Below are 25,212 nucleotides of genomic sequence, written 5' to 3' on the forward strand. Positions count from 1 at the left end.
AAAAAGAATTCCGGCTCCCTCGCCGGCAAAAATAACCAGCCACCTGAAGCAAGGCTGACCAGCACGGGTAATGGCCTAGTGAGTTACGGGTTTTTACGGATAAAAAATTCAGTACTTATACGCTAAAAAATACCCTGCATTACTGGGAACTTCGAGTAGCTAATCAACTGCCTGTCAGTCAACTAAAAAACCCCTTCTACAATGAAACGTCTGCTTATCTGTTGCGCGATCCTATTTTTAGCCGGATGCAAGAAAAATGACGAAACTACGGCTACTCCTGAAAAAACAGTGAACGATATAACACTCACGGCAAATCAGTTGAGTGTGCCGCTAAGTAGCTATGATATTGGCCCTTATCCTGTTCAATCGGTTCTGGTCGGAAACAGTATTTATTTTGGTAACTGGTCAAATACGGCCAAAGCTCAGTTCTTTGTGCGTTACAACCTGTCATCCAATACGTTCTCGTCCGCTCTGGCCAAATCCAGCAACGTATGCGGCTGTGGATACAGCAGCCATTTAATAACGGATGGTACGAATATTTTTTACATTGCCAACGATGCCACCAAGTATACGGCAGCGGCCAATACCTGGTCAAACCTCACGTATACGGCTACTGCCAAAGACAACAATGGCGAAGCGGGTGTAGTTTATTACAGTGGCAACATCTATTTTATTGGGGGACGCACGACGAGCAACCTATTCAAATATTACAGCATTGGTCAGGATAAATGGTTCACCGCCCCCAACTACCTCTACTCAACAACCAGTAGCGAAATGGCGGTGTACAAGGATAGAATCTATGTGCTGGGCGGTCAGGGTGCCAAACAGAAAATGGCCTATTTCTCCACCAGCACAAGCACATGGACAGCCCTAGCCGATACGCCTGTTGAGGTGTCCAGCAATTATGGTAATGTCTTTTCCGCCGTGTTGGGGGATTATTTGTACCTGTTGCAAAACCAGTCCGTCTACGTCTATGACCTTACCAAAGATGTATGGGCAAAAGAGGCTATAAAACTGACGGGATTGCCCAGTTACGGCAATCTGTTTTCAAACGGGCAAACGCTGTACGTATCGGGTAAGAATACCTCCAACATTCCAGTCGTTACTGAACTTGTTGTATCTGCCAGGTGATTTATCCGTCAGCGTTTCCCGTTACTATGGATAAACGTCCGAAGCTTTATCTCGGTCAGTCGGCGTTTGGTGTCCAGGGGAAAATCACCTTTCAGCATCCAGTCGTAAAACGAAGGTTCTTTCTTTAATACCTCCAGCACCGGGAATCCCTTGTGCTTGCCGAAGTTAAAGACTTCCTCTCCTTTGTCATTCAGGATAATGCGACCGGCGAGGTCAACGTTTGAATTGGCAGTCAGACTATGGAGTATGTCCACATCATTATCGATGATAACCTCCTGTCCGTTATCGGCTTTAGCCACCATGCCCATGTAGCGCTGTACCTGAGCGTTGAGCACCTCCAGACTGGCAATGGTATCTGCTTCGGCACCGTGCGCACCAACTAACTCCTTGCTGCAATAAAACTTATAGGCCGCCGACAGATTGCGGGGTTCCATGAGGTGAAAAATCCGCTGAGCGTCCACCAGCCGACGATTTTTCATGTCGAAATCCACATTGGCCCGCAAAAACTCCTCGACCAATAAAGGCACATCGAACCGGTTGCAGTTGAAACCGGCCAAATCACAGCCGTCCATAAACTGGGCCAGCGTTCGGGCCACCGATTTAAACGGCGGGGCATCCACCACATCATCATCGTAGATACCGTGAATCAGACTAGACTCCAGCGGAATGGGCATCCCGGGATTTACGCGCTGCGTTTTACTGATGACTTCGCCACCGGGCAGAGCTTTTATGACGCAAATGTCAATAATACGGTCTCTGGCAACGTTGATGCCCGTGGTTTCGAGGTCGAAAAAAGCGAGTGGCTTTTTGAGTATAAGTTGATGCGTCATAACCAAACCGGGTTTAATACGGTCAGGTTGCAAAGGTAGAAACGTTTTGCCGGAATCAGCCCTTTTTCAACGCATTAACCCACTCCACCCCCTGCCGAACCGTTTCTACCGAAGGCATACGGTTCGCCTGCATCAGTTCGCGAATAGCGATAATGTCCTGGTCGCGTTTCATACCTGCTACGGCCTTTATCTGGTTTTCCTGCACGTAGAAGGCCAGAAATGAATCATCGCTTTCGGGGTCGCCATCGTAAATGATCTCATCAATCTGCGTAGCGTGGCCAATGTAATTAATCCGGTTACCCTGCTGATTTGTCCAGAAAAAGGGCACTTCCTGATAAGGCATTCCTTCCGATGCCGCCATGTTCATGCCGGCCACATAGCCCTGCTGTCCGGCCACTTTCCAGTGTTCAATCCGTTGGTATCCGTCCACTACGGGGTAATGAACAATATCGCCAGCCGCGTAAAAGTCATCGGTCACGCACAGATATTTATCCGTTTTAACGCCCCCATCTTTCTCCAGCGGAACAGCCTTCAGGAAGTCGGTACGGGGTTTGACACCTAAGCCCAGCAACACAAAATCGGCAGGGAGCCGCTCCCCGTTATCGAGTACAACGGCGCTGACAGCCCCATCACCTTCCAGATGGTCGACTTTACGACCGAGGTGGAACTGTATACCCTCCGCTTCGTGCCATTTCTGCACAACACGACCAATTTTTTCGCCCAGTATTTTCCCGAACGGAACTGCTTCCATACCCACTACCGCTACATCGGTACCTAATTTTCGGAGACTCATACCGCCTTCCAGCCCAATGAATGAACTACCAATAATGACCACCCGCTTCCCCTGTTTGCCCAGCTCACGCAGGGTCTTGCTATCGTGTAAACTTCGGAGCGGATAAACGCCTTCCAGTTCAGAAGCCATTCCGGGCAGGGTATTCGGTTTCCCCCCCGAGCACAGCAGCACTTTATCGTACGTAATCGTCTCGCCGGAAGCCAGTTCAATGCGTTTTTTGGCCGGATCGAGTTCCGTTACCTGCTGACCTGTGCGCACCTCGATGCCGTAGTTTGTATAGAATTCTTCCGGCCGGAGCGGCATCCACTCATCCGGGGCTTCATCCTGTAAGTAGTCTTTGGAACAGTTGGGCCGGTCGTAAGGTACCTGGCTACTGGATGTCAGCATCAGAATTTTCCCTGTGAATCCACCCTCACGCATGGCTTCAGCCGCAAAAGCGCCAGCACCACCACTTCCAATGATAATATACGTTTCCCGACTGTCTTCGTCCGGCGAAGACATGGGATTGTCCTGAGTTTCCTGGGCAGAGGTGAGCCGCACAAAGACCTGATCATTTTCAATCCGTACTTCATGCGTGGGCAGGCCACTCAGCGCGGGCGCTTCGAGCCGTTGGCCGTTCCGAATATCGAAACAGGCGTTATGCCAGGGACAAACAAGTCGGTACCCGTTCAGTAGTCCCTTTTCCAGCGGAGCATGGTAGTGAGTACATTGAGGATGGAGAGCGTAAAATTGGCCATCAGCACGAACCAGCAACACATCCGTATCGCCCACGTGAACTTCTTTCATTTCTCCGTCGGCCATGTCATTGATATGGCAAACGGGAGCTTCGGTATAATCGGCTGTCATAACTCAGTTGGGTTTGTAGTGTAACTATGAAGTTAGCCCGTTTGATTTGAGCCAATAGAAAAGTCGGTGCTTTCGACACCGACTACAATCACTATACCTCAGCTATGCAAGGCAAAATCTGTGGCTACGCGCCTATTTCGAAGTGGCCATCACCATTTTGATATTCAGTTTGGCACCCGTTTGCAACACATCAACTAGGTCCTGAACAGTCAGCGTTTTATCGAAGCGGACAACAACGGTTGGCTCGGCAATACCGGCCATCATGGTTTTCAGTTCATTTTCGAGATTAGCCGGGTCAACCGGTCTTTTGTCGATGAAGTACTGCTTCTTTTCATCGACGGAGAGCGTCACCTGCTTTTTACTCAACTGTTGGGTAGCAGCAGCTTTTGGCAGTAATAGCTTGATAACGTTGGGGTTGGCTACCGTGGAGATAATCAGGAAGAACAACAGCAGGAAAAACATGATGTCGTTCAGCGAAGACGTCGCCACTTCGGCAGCAAATTTGGTTTTTCGGCGAAGTTTCATAGAAAGTAATGTACAATGGAGAATGGATAATGTACAATGGACAGAGAGAGTAGAACAGCTAACCGTTCATTTTACATTGTCCATTATACATCTTACATTACCCCTACCGCATCCGGGCAGGTTCGGTGGTTGGTTTTTGGAGTACTTCGATGAACTCGAAGGCATTCACTTCAAGCGCGAGCGTAAACCGCTCAATCATCATGTTCAGCAGGTGATAGCAGGTGTAGGCAATGACCCCCACAATCAGACCAGCGCCCGACGTAATCATTTTCTCATACAAGCCACCGGCAATGATACCAACGCTGATATTGTCGGTCAGGGAGATGTCGTAGAATATACGGATGATACCCGAAATAGTTCCGATAAAACCCATCATCGGCGCAATACCGGCGATGATACCCAGGTAGCCCATGTTACGCTCCAGCCGGGATAGTTCGATTTGCCCAACGGTTTCGATGGTACTTTCAATTTCCCGAATGGGCGACCCAATCCGGCCAATGGCTTTCTCGAATACGCGTCCCATAGCGGTACGCTGGTTTTTGGCGAATGATTCGGCCGATTTAATGTTACCCTGCGCCACCATATCCCGAATGTTGTCGATGAAATTGGCATCCATCTTTGTCTGGGAACGGATAACGAAATAGCGTTCAAGCATCAGGTAGAGCACAGCAAAGAACAAAAAGGCGATGGGAACCATTACCCAGCCCCCTTTGGCGACCAGGTCAAATAGTTGTAACGTTTGGGGTTGAGCGGCCGCATTGGCGGTCATCGATGCGGCCGTGGTATCAATAGCCGGAACCTGGAGCAAAAGCATACGAACGAGTCGGGTAAATGGATAAGGTTAGACCAATGACTGTTAAAGGAACAAACGTGCTGGTTTCGGTGGATATTGTTTCAAAGATACGCAAGTAGCTGTTTAGTTGGTTTCGTGTTCAGCGTTTCAGGCTCGCATCGGCCAACCAGAAGCTGCCTGGCTGTTTGCCCGACGGCATCCATGTACGGTCAGGCAAACTGCCGGACTATAGCGGTAATTTCTTCGGGCTGGCAGGCCCGCGCCTGCCAGCGTTCGAGCCGGGGGTTCATGATACGAAACCAGAGGGGGGGCAAAAAAGCCAGCAGAATCATGAGTGGGTAGCCCCCCGGCAACTGCGGGCTTTCGTCAAAATGCCGCAGTACCTGATACGGTCGTGCGGCATACGCGTGGTGGTCGGAGTGGCGCTGAAGTTGAAACAGTACCAGATTACTGACAAACTGACTGGCGTTCCAGGAGTGCAACGGATTGACGCGTTCGTACTTTCCTGGTGCTACCTCCCGCCTGATAATGCCGTAATGCTCGATGTAGTTGATGCTTTCCAGCAGCAGAATAGCTACCAGACTCTGACCTAAAAAGAATACCAGTACCACCCAGGCCACATAACCCGCCCACGCGCTGAAACCTGCCGTGAGCAGCCCACACAGCATGACAGGCAGTGCTGTGAACCAGAGCATTTCATTCAGGAGACTCCAAACCTGATGCCCGGCTTTGGCCAGCAATTTCGATTCGATACGCCAGGCACTCCGGTAACTACCCACTATACTTTGCCCCCAGAAAGCAAACAAAGGTTGGTTTTTGTGTGATGTAGCCGGGTCGGCCGGCGTGGCTACGTGCACATGATGCCCCCGGTTATGCTCGATAAAGAAGTGCATATAACTAACCGACAGCAACGCGAACTTCGCGTGAAACCTGGCTATCCGGCTGCTTCGGTGACCCAGTTCGTGGGCTACGTTGATGATGGTTCCGGCAAACAGCCCAATGCTCATCATCAGCAGTAGCTGCTGCACGGTTGTCAGTGGGTCCGTGAGCAGTACATAGCTACCCCAGAGCAGGAGGGCGTAGTGCAGGTACACGAAAAGGTAAAGCAATGCATCGAAGTACCGGTCATGCAGCACCTGCTCATACGCATCCCGGTCCACGTTGTTCCGGTCTTTCCCAACTACAAGGTCTAATAGCGGAATGAGTACAAAGACGTAGACAATCCCCGCCCAGGTCCAGTGCCCTTCACCAGCATAGTAACCGCCCACGATGGCCGCCAGCAAACTGAACGACCACAGAAAACCGAGTTTTTTGGTAATAGGCATCGCAAACGGGTTTTAGGGCTTGATCAGAATTTTACCCCAGCGACCGGGCCGGTCGGCGTGTTCGACGGCTTCGGCAATCTGGTCAAGTGAATACGACGCTTCTATAGGCAACTGAAACGTTCCCGATGCCAGCAAACCGATGACGTTTTTAGCCACGTCCTGCCGGGTATTGTTGTCAACCCGTCGCATCCAGTCGGTTAGCCAGAACCCTTTAACGGTCAGCTCCCGGAATATCAGTAATCCCGCATTGATTTGGGGGTCCTGTAGACTCAGCAAACCGTAAATAAGCATAGTGCCGCCTTTTGCCAGGCACGTTAGGGCTTCGGTAGCGGTTTGGCCACCCACGGCATCCAGCACGCAGGCAACGCCAACCCCGTCCGTAATCTGTTTGACGCGGGCCGACCAGGCGTGGCCCGCCAGGTTTTCCGTTTCCACATTGACAACTTCGGTCAGGCCAAGGGCTTTCAGGTCGTCGTTCAGGTCATCCCGCCGAACGGTACCGATAGTCTTGATTCCGCGCATTTTGCATAACTGAATCACCATTTTCCCAAACGCCGACCCGGCTGCTGTAAGCATCAGCCAGCCCCCTTCCGGTACGTTCGCGTCCTGCACCATCGCGTAGGCCGTAAAGGGGTTCACGAATAACTGAGCGGCTATATCGTCCGACATGGCATCGGGAACCGGAATCAGGCTGCGGTGGTGCGCAATGGCATATTCGGCCCAGGTACCCACACCGGTAAAACTAACGCGCGTGCCCGCTTTCATGGAAACGCCCTCCCCTACCGCATCGATAACGCCCATTCCTTCAAACCCTGCGCCTGAGGGCAACTGAGGCCGAATGCCGTACAGATTCTGCACGAACATAATATCGGAGGGGTTGATGGGCGCTGCAAGAACCTTTATCCTGACCTCATTGGGACCGGGTTCGGGCATGGGAACGTCGGTATTTTTAAGGATGTCGGCCGGTTTGCCGGTTTGTTCAAAAAGTATACTTTTCATACTGTTAAAAGCGCGAAAGAACGAAAGACCAAACCAGTAACTGGCTGGTTCAACAATGGAGCGAAAAGTGAATTATGTCGAAGGGTTGGCGTTAGGTCAAAAATATGACTTAATTCGCAGAAACTATTCCTAAACTCCTATTAACAGGCTTGAAAGCCTTCCGCAGTGCATTCAACGGCCGGCTTTCAAGTCTCACTCTTATTATGCAAACCTCTCCTTTTCTGGGCGAACTGATTGGCACGATGGTGCTCTTATTATTGGGTAATGGCGTTGTCGCCAATGTTGTTTTAAAAAAAACCAAGGGTAACTCGTCCGGCTGGATCGTGATTACCACGGGCTGGGCATTCGCCGTTACAATGGGTATATTTGTTGCCAAAGCGTTTGGTAGTACCGATGCCCACCTGAACCCCGCCGTAACGGTCGCTTTCGCCGTAGCGACCAATGATTTTAATAACCTGGTGCCCTACATTACGGCCCAGATGATTGGTGGTTTTCTGGGTGCCACCCTCGTTTGGATTCTCTACCGGCCCCACTGGGCCGCTACTCCCGACCCATTTGATAAACTGGCCTGTTTCGCTACCGGACCGGCTATTCGGAGTAAGGGCGATAATTTCGTGAGCGAAATGATAGCAACGCTGGTGCTGATTGTTGGGTTGGCGGGTATATCGTCCAAAAACATTGGTGAACTGGCCATTGGCGTTGGTCCTTATCTGGTCGGCATTTTGATCTGGAGCATTGGCCTATCGCTGGGTGGCACCACGGGCTACGCCATGAGTCCGGCCCGCGATTTTAGTCCCCGACTGGCTCATGCGTTGCTACCCATTCCGGGCAAGGGTTCGTCGGATTGGGGTTACGCGTGGGTACCGGTGGTAGGGCCAATAGTGGGGGCCGTACTAGGTGGGTTACTGATTCGCTCGTTTGCGCTGTAGGGAATTGTCGCTCCGACTCGATTGGCTTTATAGGTATGTATTGAGTCTTTTACAACACTACAATGTATCACGGTTTCTAATGAGCGGCATTTAGTCCAGTCAATTATTGAAGCTCTCACCATCAATCTTAACAACTTAAAACTGACGCGGTTTTATTGCACCTAGTAAATTCTCAGATGTTCCATCGAATCGTTTACCTCCTTGTCGTGCTGTTTTTTATACCCTTTCTAGCGTTAGGTCAAAAAGCAGGCACACCAGGATTAACAACCCAAACAATTAATCTCTCTGATAAAACATTTATCATTGATGAGGAAGCAGAAACCAATAAGGCCGGAAATGATTTACACCTCTTTCTTATTTTTCATAAGGATGGCAAAGCTATATTTCGGGGCAAAAGAGGAAATATGGTTACTAAGGATAGTCCACTTGGCTGGCAGTTAGTAGGCGACTCACTCTATTTGCAACACGACCCAATTTCACTGGAAGCAGATGGAAAGACGCAATACATTGCTCGTGAGCCAATAAAGTATGCTATTATAAAAACACCAAACGGTTATCTACTTACAGATAAAGATAGTCAGATGCGTTTGTTCGAGATAAAATAGCTTAGTTGATTGATAAACAATTCCTGAACCTCTTTTTTCATTCAATAAACTAAGCTGGTGTTAGATTCAGGAATCTGACACCAGCAAAAACAGTAGCGTCTAACTATATAAATTCGTTTCCAGAAACGCATTGCGGAATTTACCCTGTGGGTCGTATTGCTTTATCATCGCCTTGAAGTCCGCCATCTTCTCGTAGCGCGATTGCAACTGGGCGGGGACTAGGGTAAATAACTTGCCCCAGTGCGGCCGGGGATTGAAGGGGCCCAGTTCTTTTTCGATCATCGGTAGTACTTTACGAACCGAATCCCAGTCCTGTTTCCAGGTAAAGTGAATCGCCAGACTCGGCTGTTTGTACGCCATACTCATCCACAGGTCATCCGCGTCGATGGTACGCAGTTCGGTAATCATCAGGTGCGGGCTTATCTGGTCCCGTAGTTTTTCAACGGCCAGAATGGCTTCGACCGCGTTTTTGCGGGGAACAAAATATTCGGACTGTAATTCCTTGCCACTACTCGGCGTGAAACCCATGCGGAAGTGGGGCATCCGTTCGTACCAGGGGCCGGGCACGCCCATCTGTTCGGTGCAGTTCACGGCCGAGAGTTCGGCAATCGGGTGGAGGTTTTTGGTGGCCAGTTTGGCGCCGAAGAAGTCGGGGTTTGCCGTGGCCGTTCCCCCGTTCTCTATCTTCTCTTTTATCCAGACTTCGTTGATGCGGTGTTTTTGCCAGTCGGTAAATAGGCTGACGCTATAACCCGCCGACATGATGGCCTCGAAATGGTCTTTGAGTTGCTCCATCGGTAGATTCTCGTACACATACTGACGCATCATGAACGTTGGCTGTACATCCAGCGTAACCTTTGTCACGACACCCAATGCCCCCAGATGCACCACGGCCGCATTGAAAGCCTCCCCATCGGCAGCGCGGGACAACGTGCGCGTTTCACCCTTTGCCGTAATGAGTTCCATGCCCGATACGGCCGTGGCTAGATTACCATTCTTCACGCCCGATCCGTGCGTTCCCGTAGCACAGGCACCGGCAACCGAAATATGCGGCAGTGAGGCCAGATTATGCAGGGCAAAACCCTTTTCATCGAGATAGGGCGCTAACTGACCATATTTCATCCGTCCATCGACGGTTACGGTTTTCGCCGTTGTATCCAGCGAAACAACCTCGTCCATGCCTTCCAGCGAAATGAAATTGTGCGTGCTATCGGCAATACTGTTGAAGCAGTGTCGGGTGCCAAGCACCTTCAGTTTGTTCTGCTTCCTGATAAAATCCTGCACTTGTTGTATAGAGTCGGCCTTGTACAGTTTATCGGTGCTGTAAACGAGATTACCCGCCCAGTTTTTGAGTTTTTCAGCCGTTGCCCAGCTAACCAATGGTGCCATAAGGGGAGCAGTTAATAAGGATGATGATAGTTTCAGGAAGGTTCTTTTTTTCATGGTCATAAGGTTTTTCGCTAAACTAATTGGATAATTTAACAATATTACACACGGAAAAGCCTTTTAACCGATTCTTATAATTAGGATATGCCGACGTACGTAGCCGCCATTGACCAGGGTACCACCAGCACCCGTTGCATTGTGTTCGACCGCCAGGGACAGATTGTTTCCGTTGCCCAGAAAGAACATAAACAAATTTATCCACAACCAGGCTGGGTAGAGCATGATTCCGAAGAAATCTGGCGTAACACACTCGAAGTGATTGCATTAGCCCGTATTAAGAAAAAAATACCGGTTCAAGATATCGTGGCGGTTGGCATTACGAATCAGCGCGAAACCGCTGTTGTCTGGAACCGTAAAACCGGTAAACCCTACTACAACGCCATCGTCTGGCAGGACATGCGAACGGCCGATCTGGTAGCACAATTCTCCAAAGGCGAAGGCGGACAGGATAGGTTCCGGGCTAAAACAGGACTTCCATTAGCGACCTATTTCAGCGGATTAAAACTAAAATGGCTGCTGGATAATGTGGCCGGTCTGCGGGAAGATGCCGAGCGGGGCGACGCGCTGTTTGGCAATATGGATACGTTCCTGGTCTGGAACCTGACGGGTGGTGTGCAGGGAGGGTTACACCTGACCGACGTCACCAACGCCAGCCGGACACAGTTGATGAACCTGCACACCCTCGACTGGGACGACTCATTGCTCAGTGATTTTACGGTACCCCGCGCTATGCTTCCCCAAATCCGGCCCAGCAGCGAGGTGTACGGGCACGTAACGTCGGAAGTACTCCCCGGCGTACCCATTGCGGGTATTCTCGGCGACCAGCAGGCGGCTTTGGTTGGTCAGACCTGTTTTGAACCAGGTCAGGCTAAAAACACCTATGGCACGGGTTGCTTTCTGCTGATGAATACCGGCACCGAACTCCGCCCTTCCACCTGTGGGTTGTTGACAACCGTAGCCTATCAGTTTCAGCATGAGCCGGTTCATTACGCGCTGGAAGGTAGCATCGCCATTACCGGTGCGCTGGTGCAGTGGGTGCGCGACAACCTCGGTATTATCAAAGACAGCAAGGAAATCGAAAGCCTGGCCCGCTCGGTCGACGATAACGGGGGCACCTATTTTGTCCCGGCTTTCTCGGGCCTGTACGCACCCCACTGGAAAGCCGATGCGCGGGGCGTTATTGCGGGTCTGACCCGTTTCGTCACCAAAGGCCACCTGGCAAGAGCCGTACTGGAAGCCACAGCTTACCAGACGGTTGATGTGGTACGGGCCATGGAAGAGGACGCGGGTGTTTCACTGAAATCACTGCGGGTGGACGGTGGTATGGTGGTCAACTCCCTGCTGATGCAGTTTCAGGCCGACGTGCTGGATGGCCCCGTCATTTGCCCCCGCATGACCGAAACCACCGCCCTCGGTGCGGCTTATGCCGCCGGACTGGCCGTTGGTTATTGGAAAAACCTGGACGATTTACGCCAGAACTGGGGCATCGAAAAAACGTACGAACCGACGATGGACGATACCCAGCGGCAAAAACTTATGAAGGGCTGGCAGAAAGCCATCGAACGGTCATTCGGCTGGGAAGAATAGACTAGATTTCCGGCTCTTTTGGCATCAGCTCTTCAGCCAGCATAAGCCGGGTCTGGGGCAGACTTTGCGGATATTCGTCCCGAATGAAGGCAATAAGCTGCTCCCGCATATGACACCGCAAGTCGAAAGCCGAAGGCGAATCAGGGGCCGAAACCAGAATACGCACCTGAATGCAGGTGGGCAGCGTATCGATTACCTGAACGGCGAAGCTTTCACCCGTCCAGAGGGGGTCATCTTCAACCAGTTTACGCGCCTTTTCCCGAAGTTTATCAACGGGTACGTTATAATCCAGGTAGAGAATAATGGACCCAACGATGGAAGCATCCGAACGGGTCCAGTTCTCGAATGGTTTTTCAACGAAGTACGTGATGGGCAAAATAAGCCGACGCCGGTCCCATAGGCGGACAATGACACTGGTAAGATTGATTTCCTCCACGCGGCCCCACTCTTTTTCAACGACTACCGCATCATTGAGCCGGATTTGCTGATTGAACGCAATCTGAACACCGGCCAGCAGATTAGCCAGTGTTTTTTGTGCGGCAAAACCAATCACAACCGACACGACACCGGCTGAGGTCAGGACACTAAGACCAATTTTCCGGCTACCCTGAAACGAAATAAGCACCAGCGAAGTCCCGATAACAAGAACAGTGATAGCGACCAGTCGGCGGAAAAATCGTACCTGAGTAACGTATTTACGCTGGGCCAGCTTCTCGTCATTATCCGTAACGTACTGTTTAACCAGGCTCATTTCGCCTACTTTTAACAGTTGAACAACCAGCCAGGTCGTACTGATAATAAACAGTATCTCGGCCATTTTATCCGCTATTGCATGCTGACGCAGGAAACGATCAGACTGGACATTGGTAGCCAGCAGAAAAAATAAGGAGGGCATGAAAAGCCAGAATGGCCAGCGCGCATATTGCTTCAACAAAGTCAGCGTTTGAAAAGGACGCTGACGCACCACAAACCGGCTTATCTGTGTGATAACCACATCAACCACTACACCTGCCAATACGGCTGTAAGTAGTAATATCCACCCCGACAAATCACGGTTGGGTATATAGCCGAACCAGCGAATAACGGCCCGTATCCAACTATCCAATTGTTGTTGCATGGTGCAAAAATAAGAAGACTGGAAAGCTTTACCGCCTTTTACGCCTACATCGTGCCTTGCAAAAGCTTATATGCTTTCAGGCACTTGGCTATTGGCTTGTTTTTCCGGAAATAGGCCAGATACGCTGCTGTTATTCTCCTTATCTTTAGTCGGCCGAAGTCGGGCGTTCCGCCAGGCCTTATTCTTAGTTCACTTATCAACCCGCATTTATAAGCATGAAACAAGTTTTTCTTCTGTTACTAATCAGTTGCTATTCATTTACCGGTACATGGGCGCAAAAGCCAGTCAGCGCCGAAAAACAACCCGCCAAAGAAGGCAAATCACCCAAAGAGGATAAACCGGCACCGGATTCCCGTAGTCTGGACATCGACTCGCAGGTGGTAACCAACGGACAAGTGACCATTAAGGGACAGCGGGTTCCCTATAAAGCGACTGCCGGCACCATCCCGGTTTGGGATGAGGATGGCAAAGCCGTAGCCGGTGTATTTTTCACCTATTTCGAACGCTCCGACGTTAGCGACCGCACCACCCGCCCGCTGGTCATTTCCTTCAACGGTGGTCCCGGTACGGCTTCCGTCTGGATGATGATTGGCTATACGGGGCCGCGCATTCTCAAGGTAGATGACGAAGGCTACCCCGTTCAGCCATATGGTGTAAAAGACAACCCGAACTCCATTCTCGATGTAGCCGACATTGTTTATGTCGACCCGGTCAATACCGGCTTTTCGCGGCCCGTCAATAAGGATGTGCCCGCTGCAAAACTGTTCTTCGGTGTCAACGCCGATATCAAGTACCTGGCCGACTGGATTAACACGTTTGTTAGCCGGTATAACCGCTGGGCTTCGCCAAAGTATCTGATTGGCGAAAGCTACGGCACCACGCGGGTATCGGGCCTGGCACTGGAACTGCAAAACAGCCACTGGATGTACCTGAACGGGGTTATTCTGGTCTCTCCCACCGACCTCGGTATCGACCGCGACGGCCCGGCTCAGGGGGCACTGAAGCTGCCTTACTTTGCGGCTACGGCCTGGTTTCACAAAGCACTTCCGACCGATTTACAGAAAAAAGACCTGACCGACGTACTGCCCGAAGTGGAAAATTTCACCATTCAGGAGTACCTGCCTGCGCTGGCACTTGGCGGCTCACTGAGCGACCAGAAACGCGCCGAAATTGCTAAAAAAGTAGCCCGGTATTCGGGCCTGTCCGAAACGGCCGTGATGCAGCAGAACCTGGACGTACCCACCAATTTCTTCTGGAAAGAACTCCTGCGCGATAAAAGCCAGACGGTGGGTCGGCTGGATTCACGCTACCTGGGTATGGATAGCAAAGACGCCGGTATTGCCCCGGATTATAATTCGGAGCTGACTTCCTGGCTGCACTCGTTCACACCCGCTATCAATATGTTTATGCGCGAGGAACTCAACTACAAAACAGACCTGAAATACTACATGTTCGGACCGGTGCGCCCCTGGGATAATACCAATAACCACACGGGCGAAAACCTGCGTCAGGCAATGGCGCAGAATCCGTATCTGCATTTACTGGTGCAATCGGGCTACTACGATGGAGCCTGCGATTATTTCAATGCCAAATACAACATGTGGCAGATGGATGCCAGCGGCAAACTCAAAGACCGCATGGAATGGGAGGGCTACCGGAGCGGTCACATGATGTACCTCCGCAAAGAAGATCTGGCTACCAGCAATGAGCGCCTGCGGACGTTTATCAAAAAAAGCACGCCAAAAACCAGCGAACCGGCCAAATATTCAGGAAGCCGGTAAGGGACGTTTCTTTAGATTAGGACGGCTGAAAATCATTGAACCACGCACGATAATTGGTTCGCTGTTTTAGCCTGTGTATTCCGCTGAAGCATAAACAATCAATTCACCCCTGATACGTAAGTACTGAATCAAACAACCTGATGAAAAATTCCCGACGAAATTTCCTTCGCCAGTCGACCCAAAAGGGCCTGGCCCTACTCTCGGCCAGTAGCCTGATAACCGATGCATCGGCGGGGCTTCCCCATTCAGCGGCTACCGAACTCAAAAACGAACCGGTACGGGTCAAACCGGACCATGTCGTACGTTCACTTCCCGAAAATATGGTTTGGGGCTATTTTGGGGCCGATGTTCCACCCGTCTATAAAGCAAAAGATGGCGATATAGTCGAAATTCAAACCGTCAACCCATCGGGCGTCAGCCGCACGAATCCCGACGAGTTTTACACCAAAAATAACTTACCCATCGACCAGCACGCTCAGGAAGTAATTGCCATCCTGAAAAACGTGAAGCCCGAACCATCGGGTATTCGTGGCCATATGCTGACGGGGCCGGTATATATCGATGGCGCACAACCCGGTGATACGCTTGAGATTCGTATTCTCGACCTGGCTTTCCCGGCCAGCTTTGGGGTGAACAGTGTATGGCCCGGTGGGGGCGGCATTCCCGACGCAGTTACCAGCCGAGAAACCTTTGTGTACCGGTATGATACCAAACACATGACGGCTTCCTGCGTGGCGGGTGTCGACATTCCCCTAAAGCCATTTATGGGCGTTATGGCCCTATCTCCCCCCGCCGATATGGGCCATCAAAGCTCTATTCCACCTAATTTCTTTGGCGGTAATCTGGACATCAAACATTTGACCAAAGGCTCTACGCTGTACCTGCCCGTGTCGGTTCCGGGAGGGTTATTCACGGCCGGGGATGGCCACGGGGCGCAGGGTAATGGCGAAGTAAGTGGTGTAGCCATCGAAACAGCCCTGACCCTAACGGCAAAGTTTATTGTCCATAAAGGGAAAGCCCTGAAACAGTGCCGTGCCGAAACAGCTACCCATTTTATTGCCATCGGCCTGGACAAAGACCTGAACAAAGCCATGAAAAACGCCCTTTCGGAAGCAGTCGCCTTCATCAGGGATGAACTGGGCTTTACGTTCAATGAAGCCCTGTCCATTGCCAGTACAGGCGTCGATTTTGAGGTTAGTCAGGTCGTTGATCAGACCCTAGGCGTTCATGCCATGATTCCGAAGTCGATCTTCACTAAGAAAAAATTCGACTACTGGACGTAAAGAACCCGGTTTCTACAGAGTGGTATTTGACTTTTCCCGGCACAGGCGGGGCAATCTGTGCCGGAAAAAGTCAATTTCTTTTGCAGCGTTTTTCCGCCAACGGCTTCCTGCCAGAGAACTCTACGCAGCGACCGTTCGCTAACTCGAATGGTCGCTGACGATAACCCAGCGATTTTTCATTTTCCGCCAAAGCAGGGTGAAATATCCTTCAGCATCCCCGATTTGGGGGCGGGTCAGGTGATACCGGCCAATAACATAGGCTGTGTTAGGCGTCAGTAAATCCAGTTCCAGAATATCGAATTTCAGCGTTCCCATCGAAGCCCGGTCGGGATAGCGTTTTTTGTAGTTGGCCAGAGTAGCCTGATAGCCGTAGGTGATACCCACTTTCCCCACAAAGGTCAGTGAATCGGAGGGCCAGTACCCGATCATAAACCGGTCTACCCGTCCGGCGTTCCAGTCGGCAGTTTGGCGTTCGAGAATTTGCAGGATGGCGCGTCGTTCTTTGGCCATTTGTACTTTTTCTGCTTCAATGGTCCGCTGCCCTGCCCCCGGCAGGCAGATCGTAACGAGGAATAACGCCGTGAGGAGATAGTTCATAACCAACTTTTTTACTAAACTAAGTGAATCATGCGGTAGTTGAAAGGATGATATGCGTTTCTGTTTCATCGGTGTTTGCCGCCAACAAAATTTGATATCCTGAACAACTATGCGATTAGCTGATAAAGTGGCAATTATTACCGGAGCCGCCCGGGGAATTGGCCAGAAAGCCGCCGAAGTCTTTTGCCGAGAAGGTGCTACCGTTATCATCTGGGATGTACTCACCGAAGGTGAAACCACCGCCCAGCAGTTGCGGGAGCAGGGGTTCCGGTGCGCGTTCAACCACGTGAGTACGACCGATGTGGCAGCCATCGAAACCGCAGTACAAGCCGTACACGATCGCTACGGACGAATCGATATTTTAATCAATAACGCGGGCATCACCCGCGACAAAAGTCTGCTAAAAATGTCGTTTGACGAATGGCAACAGGTTATCGACGTCAACTTGACCGGGGTATTCAACTGCACGAAAATCATTGCTCCCTACATGGTGGCGCAGAAACAGGGCCGCATTATCTGTACTTCGTCCATCAATGGGGTGCATGGAGCATTTGGACAGACGAATTACGCTGCGGCAAAGGCCGGGATTATTGGCATGGTCCGTTCCTGGGCTAAGGAACTGGGACCCAAAGGCATTACGGCCAACGCCGTAGCACCCGGTTTTATTCAAACAGCCATGACGGATGCCATGCCAGACGACGTTCGTAACCACGCCATTGCTACTATACCGGTCCGACGCATCGGTCAGCCGGAAGACATTGCCAATGCGTACCTGTTTCTGGCTTCTGACGAAGCGTCATTCGTTAACGGACACGTCTTATCAGTAAATGGGGGTCAGGCTTTATAGTGATTTATGGTTTACAGTGTATAGTCTAAGGTGGCTGACACAAACCATAAACTATAGACCGTAAACCATAAACCACAAAACCGTGATTAACTTTACAGAAGCATTCACCGTCGGCAGTACCTTATGAACAGGATACGGAAATTTTATAATGAGTACAAACCATACATCTTTTCGGATGGCTGGTACTACGTCTTTATTGTTGTTTTCATTCTGCTGTTATTTATTTTCTTTTCCTAAGTGGCTACCCGTTCGGCTATTCTGGCCATCATTAATCCGCTCTCCGGCACTACATCTGTCGAGCAAAAAAAACTGCTTCAGGACGCGTTTATACGCCGGGCCAATGTTCTTGGCTTCTCGCCCGATGTGGTCATGACTACCCACCCCGGCCATGCTACCGAATTGGCAGCGAGAGCCGTTGAACAGGGCATAAGCCGCATATTGGCCATTGGGGGCGATGGCACCATCAACGAAACAGCGCAGGCTCTACGGCGGTCGGCTACGGCATTAGGTATTGTTCCTGTTGGCTCAGGAAATGGGCTGGCCCGCCACCTGGGTATTCCGCTCAACCCCATGAAAGCCATCGAACGTGCCCTGTCAGGACGACCCGTTGTTATCGACAGTGGTGAGATAAGTGGGCACCCCTTTTTCTGCACTGCCGGTCTGGGTTTCGAAGCGTTTGTGGCCCATGCGTTTGCAAAAGAGCCGATTCGTGGTTTACCAACTTACATCCGTGCCGCATTTCGGGCATTCTGGACATACAAACCACCCGTATTTACTCTCAATGGCGAGCAGAAGGAGTTATTTTCGCTCACCTTCGCCAATGCCGGACAGTTTGGCAACAACGCCTGGATGGCTCCGCAGGCCAACATTGCCGATGGCAAACTGGACCAGTGCGAAATAAGACCATTCCCGGCACAGGCAACCGGGATGATTACCTGGCGGTTGTTCAATAAAACCCTGAATGAATCATCCTATTGGCGGGGGCATTCCATCACCAAAGCAACCGTGCAGACCTGGGAGCCGTTACTTATTCACGCCGACGGGGAGCCGCTTACGTTGCCCTCCGGCCGGGCCGATGTGCAGATACTTCCGGGGAGTTTACTGGTGTTGTTATAAGCAAGGACGTTATTCTATCTTTTTTGTTCCCGGCCTGTCGGCTGCCAGATTGCGGTTGAAGGCTATAATCATACCAAACTGCCTGTAACTAATTACATCTGCTCAAGATGTAAACATGTTGCGGAATACCCAACAGTAAACCCTCCTACCATCAACTACCCTTTTAGGGTCGGTATCCAGCAGTTATAAAGCCCGTTTTTTTGCCAGAACGGCACATCAACACCAAGCGCCTGGTACTATCTGGTGGATATCAATCCAGACTAAGTCTCTAACTATCAGATAATCGCATACGTATACTTGTTCACCGAAGGGGAAAGACAGCTTTCCGGGTATACTATTATTGCCAATACGCAACTATCAATTCCATTCCTACAATAGTGACCACCATTCCTGGTCAACCGATCTTTATGCATAAACCTGGTTGATCCATAAAAAAAAATACAAGTTATGTTGCCTAATCATCAGTAAGCTACAATTGGGCATACTTTTTGAAATCATTACCTTTAGTTACCTTTTTTAAATAAAAGAACACAATAGATTTACGTATTACGGTAATAGAAAACACCGTTAAATCAATGAAATTATTTTTTATCTTTTTTTTTCCTCTCACAGAAATATTTTTTTTGTTTCCTATTTTCACAAAACAGTAACCTGTAAAAAGGGAAAATATGTGGTAAGAGGTTCTGTATTAAGAGAGTGGATCAGGAAAATAACAAATTTTTTGGTTGAATTTTAGAGTAATAACTAATAATGCATTCGTTAGATAGTATACAAAAATGTGTTTACAAACAAACTTAATTAGCCTATTTATTATATAGTATACCAATAACTACTCTGGATACTTTTTCGTAAATTAAAGTTGACCCTATATTTTGTGACTAGCAGACTATGATGCGTCTAACAGGTTGATTACGAGTCTACAGAAAGTTATCGACGCCAATATGTAAAATAATAGACAATATGGTAACAAAATGTTAAACAATAAAATCGTATTGATGTTGTTCGGTTAGACGCTGGCTTTATTTCTAACAAAGAAAGGCACGGATTTCGCTACTATCTGTATTATATCCTATTATTTAAGCAGCTAACGAATATGTTTATCACATTTGCCCAGTACAGTATTCTGATGGCTTCACAGCATCGGGTCACGTACAGTCAATTAAAGAAGAGGACCAGTTTCGACCACCTGATGGTCAACTATTACACGATGGGGCTATTAAATATTGGCCTGATCAGCGCGAGCGATAAAGAAGGTACTGACTCTACTTACTACCAACTGACCGATGAAGGGGAGATTTGCATTCGGGAATACGAACAGGCTAATCCAGAGTTAGTTATCAAGTCTATGTACTAGTCCCTCTTACTCAACGCCACCCATCCATTTTTTCAGGGGCCTGGCGAAGAGTAGCATGACAATGCCAGCACCTAAGCCAAAGTACGCTACACTTTGGAACAGAGCAGGCATTTGCTGCACGTTTTCTTCATCAAACCCACCGGCAAACAAGCCGGCAATTAGGTTTCCAAGCGAGGTACCTACGAACCAGATACCCATCAACTGGCTGGCAAAACGCTTTGGAGCCAGTTTGGTAAATGAACTCAGCCCTACCGGACTCAGAAATAACTCGCCCAGGGTGAAGAATAAATACGTGAACGTCAGATAGAGAGCCGATGTGCGTACGCCCGTCAGAGCCAGTTTAGCGGCAAATACCATAATGACGTAGGCCAAACCAAGTAAAATCAGGCCGGTAGCCAATTTAGCAGGCACCGAGAAGTTTAATTTTCGGTTCGCCAGAAAAATCCATAGCGAAGCCAGAACGGGAGAAAAAATGAGAATAAAAGCCGGGTTGAAGTTCTGAAACCAGCTCGATGGCATTTCCCAGCCAAAGAAGTTCAGGTCGGTATAACGGTCGGCAAAAATCTGTAGAGATGACCCCTGCTGTTCGTTGCCCGCCCAGAACAAAGCAGCCGCCAGGAAAAAGACAAACAGAACGACGACCCGCTTTTTTTCGACGGTCGTTAACCCGCCCCCCAATAAAATATAAGCAAAATAACTGATGGCTACCAGGGCAATAATTGTTCCCATGGCTTTAGCCAGCCCCTGTGCCGTGGTCATATCAATTACGTGGGTTAGTTGCAGTGCTGTCAGAATTGCAGCTAACCCAACCAGAAACGCAATCATGGGCTTGTTGCTACCGGGCGTTCTGGCAACCCCGTCTGTTACTTCTGCTTTTATGGGCACATTCCCGTACCGTCCCAGGTATCGCTCTCCCAGAATACGGAAGGTAATCAACCCCAGCCCCATACCTACCGCAGCGGCCCCAAACCCGTAATGCCAGCCCACTTTCTGCCCCAGGTAACCAACAATGGTAATTCCCAGGAAAGAACCCAGGTTAATACCCATGTAAAAAATGGAGAAAGCCGCATCCCGACGCGCCCCGCCTTCCGGGTATAATTCGCCAACAATCGTACTAATATTCGGTTTTAACAGACCCGTTCCGAGCGCCACTACGCAGAGGCCCGAATAAAATAAACCCGTGCCGGAGGGGATAGCAAGAATAATGTGGCCCACCATAATGGTTATTCCACCATACCAGATAGATTTTCGCTGCCCCAATATGTTATCGGCAATCCAGCCGCCGGGTAACGAGAGCAGGTAAACAGAAGCCGTATAAATTCCGTAGATGGCCGCTCCTTCCGTCTCGTTCAGCCCCATACCGCCCCGAACGTTGTCGATCAGGAACAGCAGCAGAATAGCCCGCATCCCGTAATAACTAAACCGTTCCCACATCTCGGTAAAAAACAAGACGTAAAGACCGGTTGGGTGGCCTGTTCTGGTACTGGGCTTTTCAATAGCAGCTTCCATAAATTTAGGTTAAGCAGGTAGTTTGTTGACGTGTAGCGTGATATAAACGAATAAAGTAGTGGTAAATATACCGGCAACATCCCAAAGCCACAAGGTTCGCTCGTTAAGGAGCCGGATTGAACACCCACAAATCACTGAAAGCATCAGAGTTGTTTGACCCAGTGGTCAGATACCCTTTTTTGTTCAATGCAAAGCCAACTACCTTTTTTCGCGGGGCACCTTCGAACGATTGCTGTGGAAGCCAAAGCTAAGCATACATCCCGGATGATATTTCATAAGGCGAGCAGCCTGAAAATATATTTTGTCTGGGGGACCGACTCGCCCTTAATGAGTACCGCTTCCCGGTTTGTAGAAGATTTCAGCCGAGATTAGTTCAGCATCGGTCAGGCCCTGAATCTGATGTTTTACGGTTTGTCAGCACCTTGGTCGCAACGGGTGCTAACAAACGGGTCGACTCCTGGGAAACTATGATTTTTAGGCTTATGATTTTCCATGATGAGCGTAATACGGGGCGATGCGCTCAGTAAGGCATTGACCATGTCACAACAACCTGCCCCTGGTTATTGTACAGATTCAGGTCGTCGCCGTTTAGCTGATACGTATAGCACTCCGTCCCGCTCGGCAATGCCAGGCAGAACACAAAATCGTTAGTTGTGTACCAGGTTACGCCCTGCTGTTTCCAGTCTTCAATGGTTTTGTCAGGCTCTGGCTGGGGATTATCGTGGGGGTTAGAGGGAAAAAATACCATCTTGTAGCCATCAATACGACCATCGGGTAATAGCTTTTTAAATCGTTTGGTCAAGAAACCGCCACTAGCTTCTTTGGTCATCCAGTTTCCTACTACGTTTGGGTCATGCCCCCGGTTCTCGGGTAGCGGCTCCGCTGGCTGCGGTGCTTCGGGATTTTCTGCCGGTACCAGGCCATATTGGCTGCTGCGATTGAAGACGCTACTGACCTCCAGCCCGTTGTTATTCCAGGTGCAGGCCATCGTCTGACCAGTCCGCACGAAGACAAACCGGGTTGGTTGTGGGTCAGTAGTTTGTCCAGTTGCCTAGTCGCCGTTAATGACGCCATTTAAGGGCATTGATTTTACGATAACCTGCCCCTCTTTCAGCATAAGGTTTCCCGCAAAGGAAGTTTCTGAAAGTGGTATCACCGACAGGGTACTCGCATACTCTTTCCCCTCAATGCGCAGCATTCCAGTCCAGACTCCGGCAAATTCAGCATCCGTAGAATTGCTCGAACAACTCAGTAGTATCATAAAGATAATCAGTAACAATAAGGGTTTCATAAGGATGATTTTCAGCATCTAAGAATAGAACGGAAAGCAAAAACAGAAATAGAATAAACACAAAATCGAAGGCCAGACCCAACACGGCACAAAGGGCAAGTCGCCAGATCAAACCAGCCTTCGATGTGTAGTAGCGCCGGAAGAAATCAAAAAAGACGTAGTAGTAGAGGCCAACCGTTGTGATGAGATAGAATAGGATCAGGTAATTGGCGTCGTCGGTGATTTTCAGCAAGGGCACAAAGACAACCGCAATCAATGTAGCCCCAATAGTGGACACTGCATTGATAACGCAATGCTCGCCGAACAGGAGCTTCTGCTTTCGGAAGATGCGATACGAAATCAGGCTGGTAAAGAGAATGCCAAACAGAGAAGTATAGTCGGAGGTAGTCTCGTAAAATGGCCCGAAGGAATCGAGTGTCTGCGCCCACAGTTTATCGTCAGCAGTAGCCGTCGACGACAAATTCCTGACTTCCATAGGCGTCGAACTCATCAGGCCATAGTCGAGCCGTCTGGATACCCAGAACATACAACCAACGGCCACCGCTACCAGCGCAAATGGTGAACCATAGCGCACACGCCGACCAGCCAGGTAATCAGAAACCACCGTTCCGGGCCTGAACAGAATCTCTTTAAGTGTAAATACCTCCTTGTTTTCGTAGAGCTTATGCTTGTCTATCAGATGCTCTTTTAATTCGCGGAGACTGTATCGGTGAGTACTGGCTTTTTGCCCGCACTCAGGGCAGAAAGTGCCTTTGTAGCGACGGTTACAATTCAGGCACTTTACATTGGTCTGTGGCTTCATCAGGTGGTTCGGCAAGCAGGTAGCAACAAAAATAGAGACCTGATTCTGGTCACTTATTCGTTATAAACCATGATTTTCGTCATTGTCTATAGCAATCAGCCATTTTTGACGTGAGAGATCAAATGGTAAGAATGGTCAATCCAGGCTGTGAATTTGTAGGCGCGCCTACTTAACAGCATCGGTCCCCGTCACCCGCATTTACACCATTTCTGGTCACCAGAAATGCCTTCAGATGTCCGTGTTCAGGTAGAGCCAGAAGGTATGATAAGGGGCTGTCGGCGTTTGAGGCCTGCATTCAGGTAATTCCGCGCGGGCACTTCCACGAAGCGATACGTTAGGGCGGAAACAAGCAGCACAATCAGTACATAGACCAGGCAGGTTACGGGGCCTTCCAACCCATATACCACCGGAGCAGGTAGGGCAGGAAACTCCATCTGTGGTTTCGAGAGCTCGTCAACGGCCAGAAACGTGAACATAACGGGGACGTGCGTCATGTAGATGGAATACGACAAGTCGCCTAAGCGCTGGAACTGGCGCGTTTGGAGCAGATTAGCCAGTTGACCGGTGTTGTATACCGCACTCAGAATCAGCCCCGGAAATGCCCAGACCGTCCATAGATCGGGGATGTTCAGGTGCCAGGCTACCAGCAATCCCAGCATCAGTACCACAAACACCACTCCCTGACCCAGTACCCGCGCTCCCCAACGGAACTGGTAAGCATCGTGCAGCACCATTCCGAGAACAAACCCCGCCAGGCACCGCAGGAGACTGTCGGGGAAGACGACCTCATCAATGATATGATGCATGGGGGGAAGCCAGGGCTTCTGAAGCAGGACTTCACTCAATGGCTTACTCAGGTAGGTATATAACCCCAAAACACCCAGCAGTAAAGCTACTTTCCCCATTAACGGCATCCGCCGGAACCCCAACATCAGTACCGGAAACAGCATGTACAAAAACCACTCGCTGCCAATAGACCAGGCCGGGAGGTTCCAGGTACCTGTCCAGGCCTGATTGAATCCGTGTAACATCAGCAGGTGCAACGGAATAGTTCCCAAATCAAAAACCATCTGAGATTCAGCATCCTGCGGGCGGTGATTGATGGGCACAAGAAGAACATAAATCCCTACCACCCACAGGAGCATGAGCAGATGCAGGGGGTAAATCCGCGCGAATCGGGCGGCCATGTATTGCCGAAACGAGGTAGTGGTTACCTTCTCTGCGAACCAGCCGCCGTAAACGTAAGTCATAATGAAGCCACTGAGAATGAAAAAGAAATCGACCATCAAGGCCCAGTGCCGGTGTAGTTGGGTAATGGCGGGGTCAACGATGGGCATAACCATCATATTGAAGTGGAACACAACCACCAGCAGAGCGGCAATTCCCCGTAGCGGTGTCAATGTGGTAATGTAGGCAGGTTTCATAGGGGTGCATTTCAAAAATACCAGTATCTTGTTGACATAGCCTCAAAAAGCCCTTGTTCCCATGACCAGAGAAGAATTACATGCCCTCGTTGATGCCCGGTATGATGAGTTTCAAGCTTTGCAACAACAACCTAATTTCCTGGCCTACGAAGAGAAATTTGCCCATATCATGACCGATCTGGGTAAAGATATATTGCAGACCTCAATGGGGCCAACCCCGGTGAACCCCCGAAAAAAAATACTACACAAACCCGATTCGGAAAAATAGATATTGCACATAAT

General features: G+C 49.9%; 24 protein-coding genes. 10 read left to right on the forward strand and 14 right to left on the reverse strand.

Annotation, left to right across the window (positions count from 1 at the left end):
• Positions 1–201 precede the first annotated feature (201 nt).
• Positions 202–1,131 carry a Kelch repeat-containing protein gene (locus tag B157_RS0120555; RefSeq protein ID WP_020605193.1) on the forward strand — a complete coding sequence of 310 codons (930 nt, stop codon included), beginning with the start codon at positions 202–204 and terminating at the stop codon, positions 1,129–1,131.
• An 8-nt stretch (positions 1,132–1,139) separates the two neighbouring features.
• Here the strand turns inward: B157_RS0120555 and B157_RS0120560 are convergent, their stop codons facing one another.
• The 6 genes from B157_RS0120560 to B157_RS0120585 all read right to left on the reverse strand — a co-directional run bounded on the left by B157_RS0120560 (position 1,140) and on the right by B157_RS0120585 (position 7,242).
• Positions 1,140–1,961, reverse strand: a complete 822-nt coding sequence (locus B157_RS0120560; protein WP_026308842.1) for a 3'-5' exonuclease — start codon at positions 1,959–1,961, stop codon at positions 1,140–1,142.
• Between the two features lie 55 nt (positions 1,962–2,016).
• Positions 2,017–3,600, reverse strand: coding sequence for an FAD-dependent oxidoreductase (locus B157_RS0120565; protein ID WP_020605195.1), 1,584 nt, complete (start codon positions 3,598–3,600; stop codon positions 2,017–2,019).
• A 132-nt stretch (positions 3,601–3,732) separates the two neighbouring features.
• On the reverse strand, positions 3,733–4,125 hold the full coding sequence (locus tag B157_RS0120570) for an ExbD/TolR family protein (RefSeq protein WP_020605196.1): 393 nt from the start codon (positions 4,123–4,125) through the stop codon (positions 3,733–3,735).
• Between the two features lie 103 nt (positions 4,126–4,228).
• Complete coding sequence (locus B157_RS0120575; RefSeq protein WP_020605197.1) at positions 4,229–4,939, reverse strand: MotA/TolQ/ExbB proton channel family protein; 711 nt, start codon at positions 4,937–4,939, stop codon at positions 4,229–4,231.
• A gap of 188 nt (positions 4,940–5,127) precedes the next feature.
• Positions 5,128–6,243: an alkane 1-monooxygenase gene (locus tag B157_RS0120580; protein WP_020605198.1), complete on the reverse strand. Its 1,116-nt coding sequence runs from the start codon at positions 6,241–6,243 to the stop codon at positions 5,128–5,130.
• A 12-nt stretch (positions 6,244–6,255) separates the two neighbouring features.
• Complete coding sequence (locus B157_RS0120585) at positions 6,256–7,242, reverse strand: zinc-dependent alcohol dehydrogenase family protein (RefSeq protein WP_020605199.1); 987 nt, start codon at positions 7,240–7,242, stop codon at positions 6,256–6,258.
• Between the two features lie 203 nt (positions 7,243–7,445).
• On the opposite strand from B157_RS0120585, the gene B157_RS0120590 reads away from it, so the two are divergent.
• Together B157_RS0120590 and B157_RS0120595 are read left to right on the forward strand one after the other, a co-directional pair.
• Entirely contained in the window at positions 7,446–8,171 is a 726-nt protein-coding gene (locus B157_RS0120590; protein WP_020605200.1) for an MIP/aquaporin family protein, read from the forward strand.
• Between the two features lie 176 nt (positions 8,172–8,347).
• Complete coding sequence (locus tag B157_RS0120595; RefSeq protein WP_020605201.1) at positions 8,348–8,776, forward strand: hypothetical protein; 429 nt, start codon at positions 8,348–8,350, stop codon at positions 8,774–8,776.
• Between the two features lie 99 nt (positions 8,777–8,875).
• Here B157_RS0120595 and B157_RS0120600 read toward each other — a convergent pair whose 3' ends face one another.
• Positions 8,876–10,219, reverse strand: a complete 1,344-nt coding sequence (locus tag B157_RS0120600) for a D-arabinono-1,4-lactone oxidase (RefSeq protein ID WP_026308843.1) — start codon at positions 10,217–10,219, stop codon at positions 8,876–8,878.
• Positions 10,220–10,306: 87 nt separating this feature from the next.
• On the opposite strand from B157_RS0120600, the gene glpK reads away from it, so the two are divergent.
• Entirely contained in the window at positions 10,307–11,809 is a 1,503-nt protein-coding gene (gene glpK / locus B157_RS0120605) for a glycerol kinase GlpK (RefSeq protein ID WP_020605203.1), read from the forward strand.
• Between the two features lies 1 nt (position 11,810).
• Here the strand turns inward: glpK and B157_RS0120610 are convergent, their stop codons facing one another.
• Positions 11,811–12,926 carry a mechanosensitive ion channel family protein gene (locus B157_RS0120610; protein ID WP_026308844.1) on the reverse strand — a complete coding sequence of 372 codons (1,116 nt, stop codon included), beginning with the start codon at positions 12,924–12,926 and terminating at the stop codon, positions 11,811–11,813.
• Positions 12,927–13,141: 215 nt separating this feature from the next.
• On the opposite strand from B157_RS0120610, the gene B157_RS0120615 reads away from it, so the two are divergent.
• Together B157_RS0120615 and B157_RS0120620 are read left to right on the forward strand one after the other, a co-directional pair.
• On the forward strand, positions 13,142–14,707 hold the full coding sequence (locus tag B157_RS0120615; protein ID WP_020605205.1) for a S10 family peptidase: 1,566 nt from the start codon (positions 13,142–13,144) through the stop codon (positions 14,705–14,707).
• Between the two features lie 140 nt (positions 14,708–14,847).
• Positions 14,848–15,990, forward strand: a complete 1,143-nt coding sequence (locus B157_RS0120620; protein ID WP_020605206.1) for an acetamidase/formamidase family protein — start codon at positions 14,848–14,850, stop codon at positions 15,988–15,990.
• Between the two features lie 138 nt (positions 15,991–16,128).
• Here B157_RS0120620 and B157_RS0120625 read toward each other — a convergent pair whose 3' ends face one another.
• The gene (locus B157_RS0120625) at positions 16,129–16,587 is read right to left on the reverse strand and encodes a YybH family protein (protein ID WP_020605207.1); all 459 of its coding nucleotides are present in this window, start codon (positions 16,585–16,587) and stop codon (positions 16,129–16,131) included.
• A 109-nt stretch (positions 16,588–16,696) separates the two neighbouring features.
• On the opposite strand from B157_RS0120625, the gene fabG reads away from it, so the two are divergent.
• The 3 genes from fabG to B157_RS0120650 all read left to right on the forward strand — a co-directional run bounded on the left by fabG (position 16,697) and on the right by B157_RS0120650 (position 19,904).
• Positions 16,697–17,434 carry a 3-oxoacyl-ACP reductase FabG gene (gene fabG, locus B157_RS0120630; RefSeq protein WP_020605208.1) on the forward strand — a complete coding sequence of 246 codons (738 nt, stop codon included), beginning with the start codon at positions 16,697–16,699 and terminating at the stop codon, positions 17,432–17,434.
• Positions 17,435–17,671: 237 nt separating this feature from the next.
• Positions 17,672–18,550 (forward strand): diacylglycerol/lipid kinase family protein, encoded by an 879-nt coding sequence (locus B157_RS0120640; protein WP_020605210.1) that lies wholly within the window; start codon positions 17,672–17,674, stop codon positions 18,548–18,550.
• A gap of 1,093 nt (positions 18,551–19,643) precedes the next feature.
• Entirely contained in the window at positions 19,644–19,904 is a 261-nt protein-coding gene (locus B157_RS0120650; RefSeq protein WP_020605212.1) for a hypothetical protein, read from the forward strand.
• 6 nt (positions 19,905–19,910) lie between these two features.
• Here the strand turns inward: B157_RS0120650 and B157_RS0120655 are convergent, their stop codons facing one another.
• The 5 genes from B157_RS0120655 to B157_RS0120675 form a co-directional block, all read right to left on the reverse strand.
• Positions 19,911–21,413, reverse strand: coding sequence for a peptide MFS transporter (locus tag B157_RS0120655; protein WP_020605213.1), 1,503 nt, complete (start codon positions 21,411–21,413; stop codon positions 19,911–19,913).
• A 520-nt stretch (positions 21,414–21,933) separates the two neighbouring features.
• Positions 21,934–22,419 (reverse strand): hypothetical protein, encoded by a 486-nt coding sequence (locus tag B157_RS0120660; RefSeq protein WP_157618520.1) that lies wholly within the window; start codon positions 22,417–22,419, stop codon positions 21,934–21,936.
• 45 nt (positions 22,420–22,464) lie between these two features.
• Entirely contained in the window at positions 22,465–22,674 is a 210-nt protein-coding gene (locus B157_RS38435) for a hypothetical protein (protein ID WP_157618521.1), read from the reverse strand.
• Positions 22,634–23,506, reverse strand: a complete 873-nt coding sequence (locus B157_RS0120670; RefSeq protein ID WP_020605215.1) for a DUF3667 domain-containing protein — start codon at positions 23,504–23,506, stop codon at positions 22,634–22,636. The genes B157_RS38435 and B157_RS0120670 overlap by 41 nt, the downstream gene beginning before the upstream one ends.
• 242 nt (positions 23,507–23,748) lie before the next feature.
• The gene (locus B157_RS0120675) at positions 23,749–24,930 is read right to left on the reverse strand and encodes an acyltransferase family protein (RefSeq protein ID WP_020605216.1); all 1,182 of its coding nucleotides are present in this window, start codon (positions 24,928–24,930) and stop codon (positions 23,749–23,751) included.
• A gap of 61 nt (positions 24,931–24,991) precedes the next feature.
• On the opposite strand from B157_RS0120675, the gene B157_RS0120680 reads away from it, so the two are divergent.
• Positions 24,992–25,198 (forward strand): hypothetical protein, encoded by a 207-nt coding sequence (locus tag B157_RS0120680; RefSeq protein WP_020602294.1) that lies wholly within the window; start codon positions 24,992–24,994, stop codon positions 25,196–25,198.
• The last annotated feature ends 14 nt before the right edge of the window (positions 25,199–25,212 follow it).

The sequence above is a fragment of the Spirosoma spitsbergense DSM 19989 genome (assembly GCF_000374085.1).
Classification (GTDB): Bacteria; Bacteroidota; Bacteroidia; order Cytophagales; family Spirosomataceae; genus Spirosoma; species Spirosoma spitsbergense.

Coding starts and splice junctions, on each gene's coding strand:
- B157_RS0120555 (WP_020605193.1), top strand. CDS start 202: ATGAAACGTCTGCTTATCTGTTGCGCGATCCTATTTTTAGCCGGATGC.
- B157_RS0120560 (WP_026308842.1), bottom strand. CDS start 1,961: ATGACGCATCAACTTATACTCAAAAAGCCACTCGCTTTTTTCGACCTC.
- B157_RS0120565 (WP_020605195.1), bottom strand. CDS start 3,600: ATGACAGCCGATTATACCGAAGCTCCCGTTTGCCATATCAATGACATG.
- B157_RS0120570 (WP_020605196.1), bottom strand. CDS start 4,125: ATGAAACTTCGCCGAAAAACCAAATTTGCTGCCGAAGTGGCGACGTCT.
- B157_RS0120575 (WP_020605197.1), bottom strand. CDS start 4,939: ATGCTTTTGCTCCAGGTTCCGGCTATTGATACCACGGCCGCATCGATG.
- B157_RS0120580 (WP_020605198.1), bottom strand. CDS start 6,243: ATGCCTATTACCAAAAAACTCGGTTTTCTGTGGTCGTTCAGTTTGCTG.
- B157_RS0120585 (WP_020605199.1), bottom strand. CDS start 7,242: ATGAAAAGTATACTTTTTGAACAAACCGGCAAACCGGCCGACATCCTT.
- B157_RS0120590 (WP_020605200.1), top strand. CDS start 7,446: ATGCAAACCTCTCCTTTTCTGGGCGAACTGATTGGCACGATGGTGCTC.
- B157_RS0120595 (WP_020605201.1), top strand. CDS start 8,348: ATGTTCCATCGAATCGTTTACCTCCTTGTCGTGCTGTTTTTTATACCC.
- B157_RS0120600 (WP_026308843.1), bottom strand. CDS start 10,219: ATGAAAAAAAGAACCTTCCTGAAACTATCATCATCCTTATTAACTGCT.
- glpK (WP_020605203.1), top strand. CDS start 10,307: ATGCCGACGTACGTAGCCGCCATTGACCAGGGTACCACCAGCACCCGT.
- B157_RS0120610 (WP_026308844.1), bottom strand. CDS start 12,926: ATGCAACAACAATTGGATAGTTGGATACGGGCCGTTATTCGCTGGTTC.
- B157_RS0120615 (WP_020605205.1), top strand. CDS start 13,142: ATGAAACAAGTTTTTCTTCTGTTACTAATCAGTTGCTATTCATTTACC.
- B157_RS0120620 (WP_020605206.1), top strand. CDS start 14,848: ATGAAAAATTCCCGACGAAATTTCCTTCGCCAGTCGACCCAAAAGGGC.
- B157_RS0120625 (WP_020605207.1), bottom strand. CDS start 16,587: ATGAACTATCTCCTCACGGCGTTATTCCTCGTTACGATCTGCCTGCCG.
- fabG (WP_020605208.1), top strand. CDS start 16,697: ATGCGATTAGCTGATAAAGTGGCAATTATTACCGGAGCCGCCCGGGGA.
- B157_RS0120650 (WP_020605212.1), top strand. CDS start 19,644: ATGTTTATCACATTTGCCCAGTACAGTATTCTGATGGCTTCACAGCAT.
- B157_RS0120655 (WP_020605213.1), bottom strand. CDS start 21,413: ATGGAAGCTGCTATTGAAAAGCCCAGTACCAGAACAGGCCACCCAACC.
- B157_RS38435 (WP_157618521.1), bottom strand. CDS start 22,674: ATGATACTACTGAGTTGTTCGAGCAATTCTACGGATGCTGAATTTGCC.
- B157_RS0120670 (WP_020605215.1), bottom strand. CDS start 23,506: ATGAAGCCACAGACCAATGTAAAGTGCCTGAATTGTAACCGTCGCTAC.
- B157_RS0120675 (WP_020605216.1), bottom strand. CDS start 24,930: ATGAAACCTGCCTACATTACCACATTGACACCGCTACGGGGAATTGCC.
- B157_RS0120680 (WP_020602294.1), top strand. CDS start 24,992: ATGACCAGAGAAGAATTACATGCCCTCGTTGATGCCCGGTATGATGAG.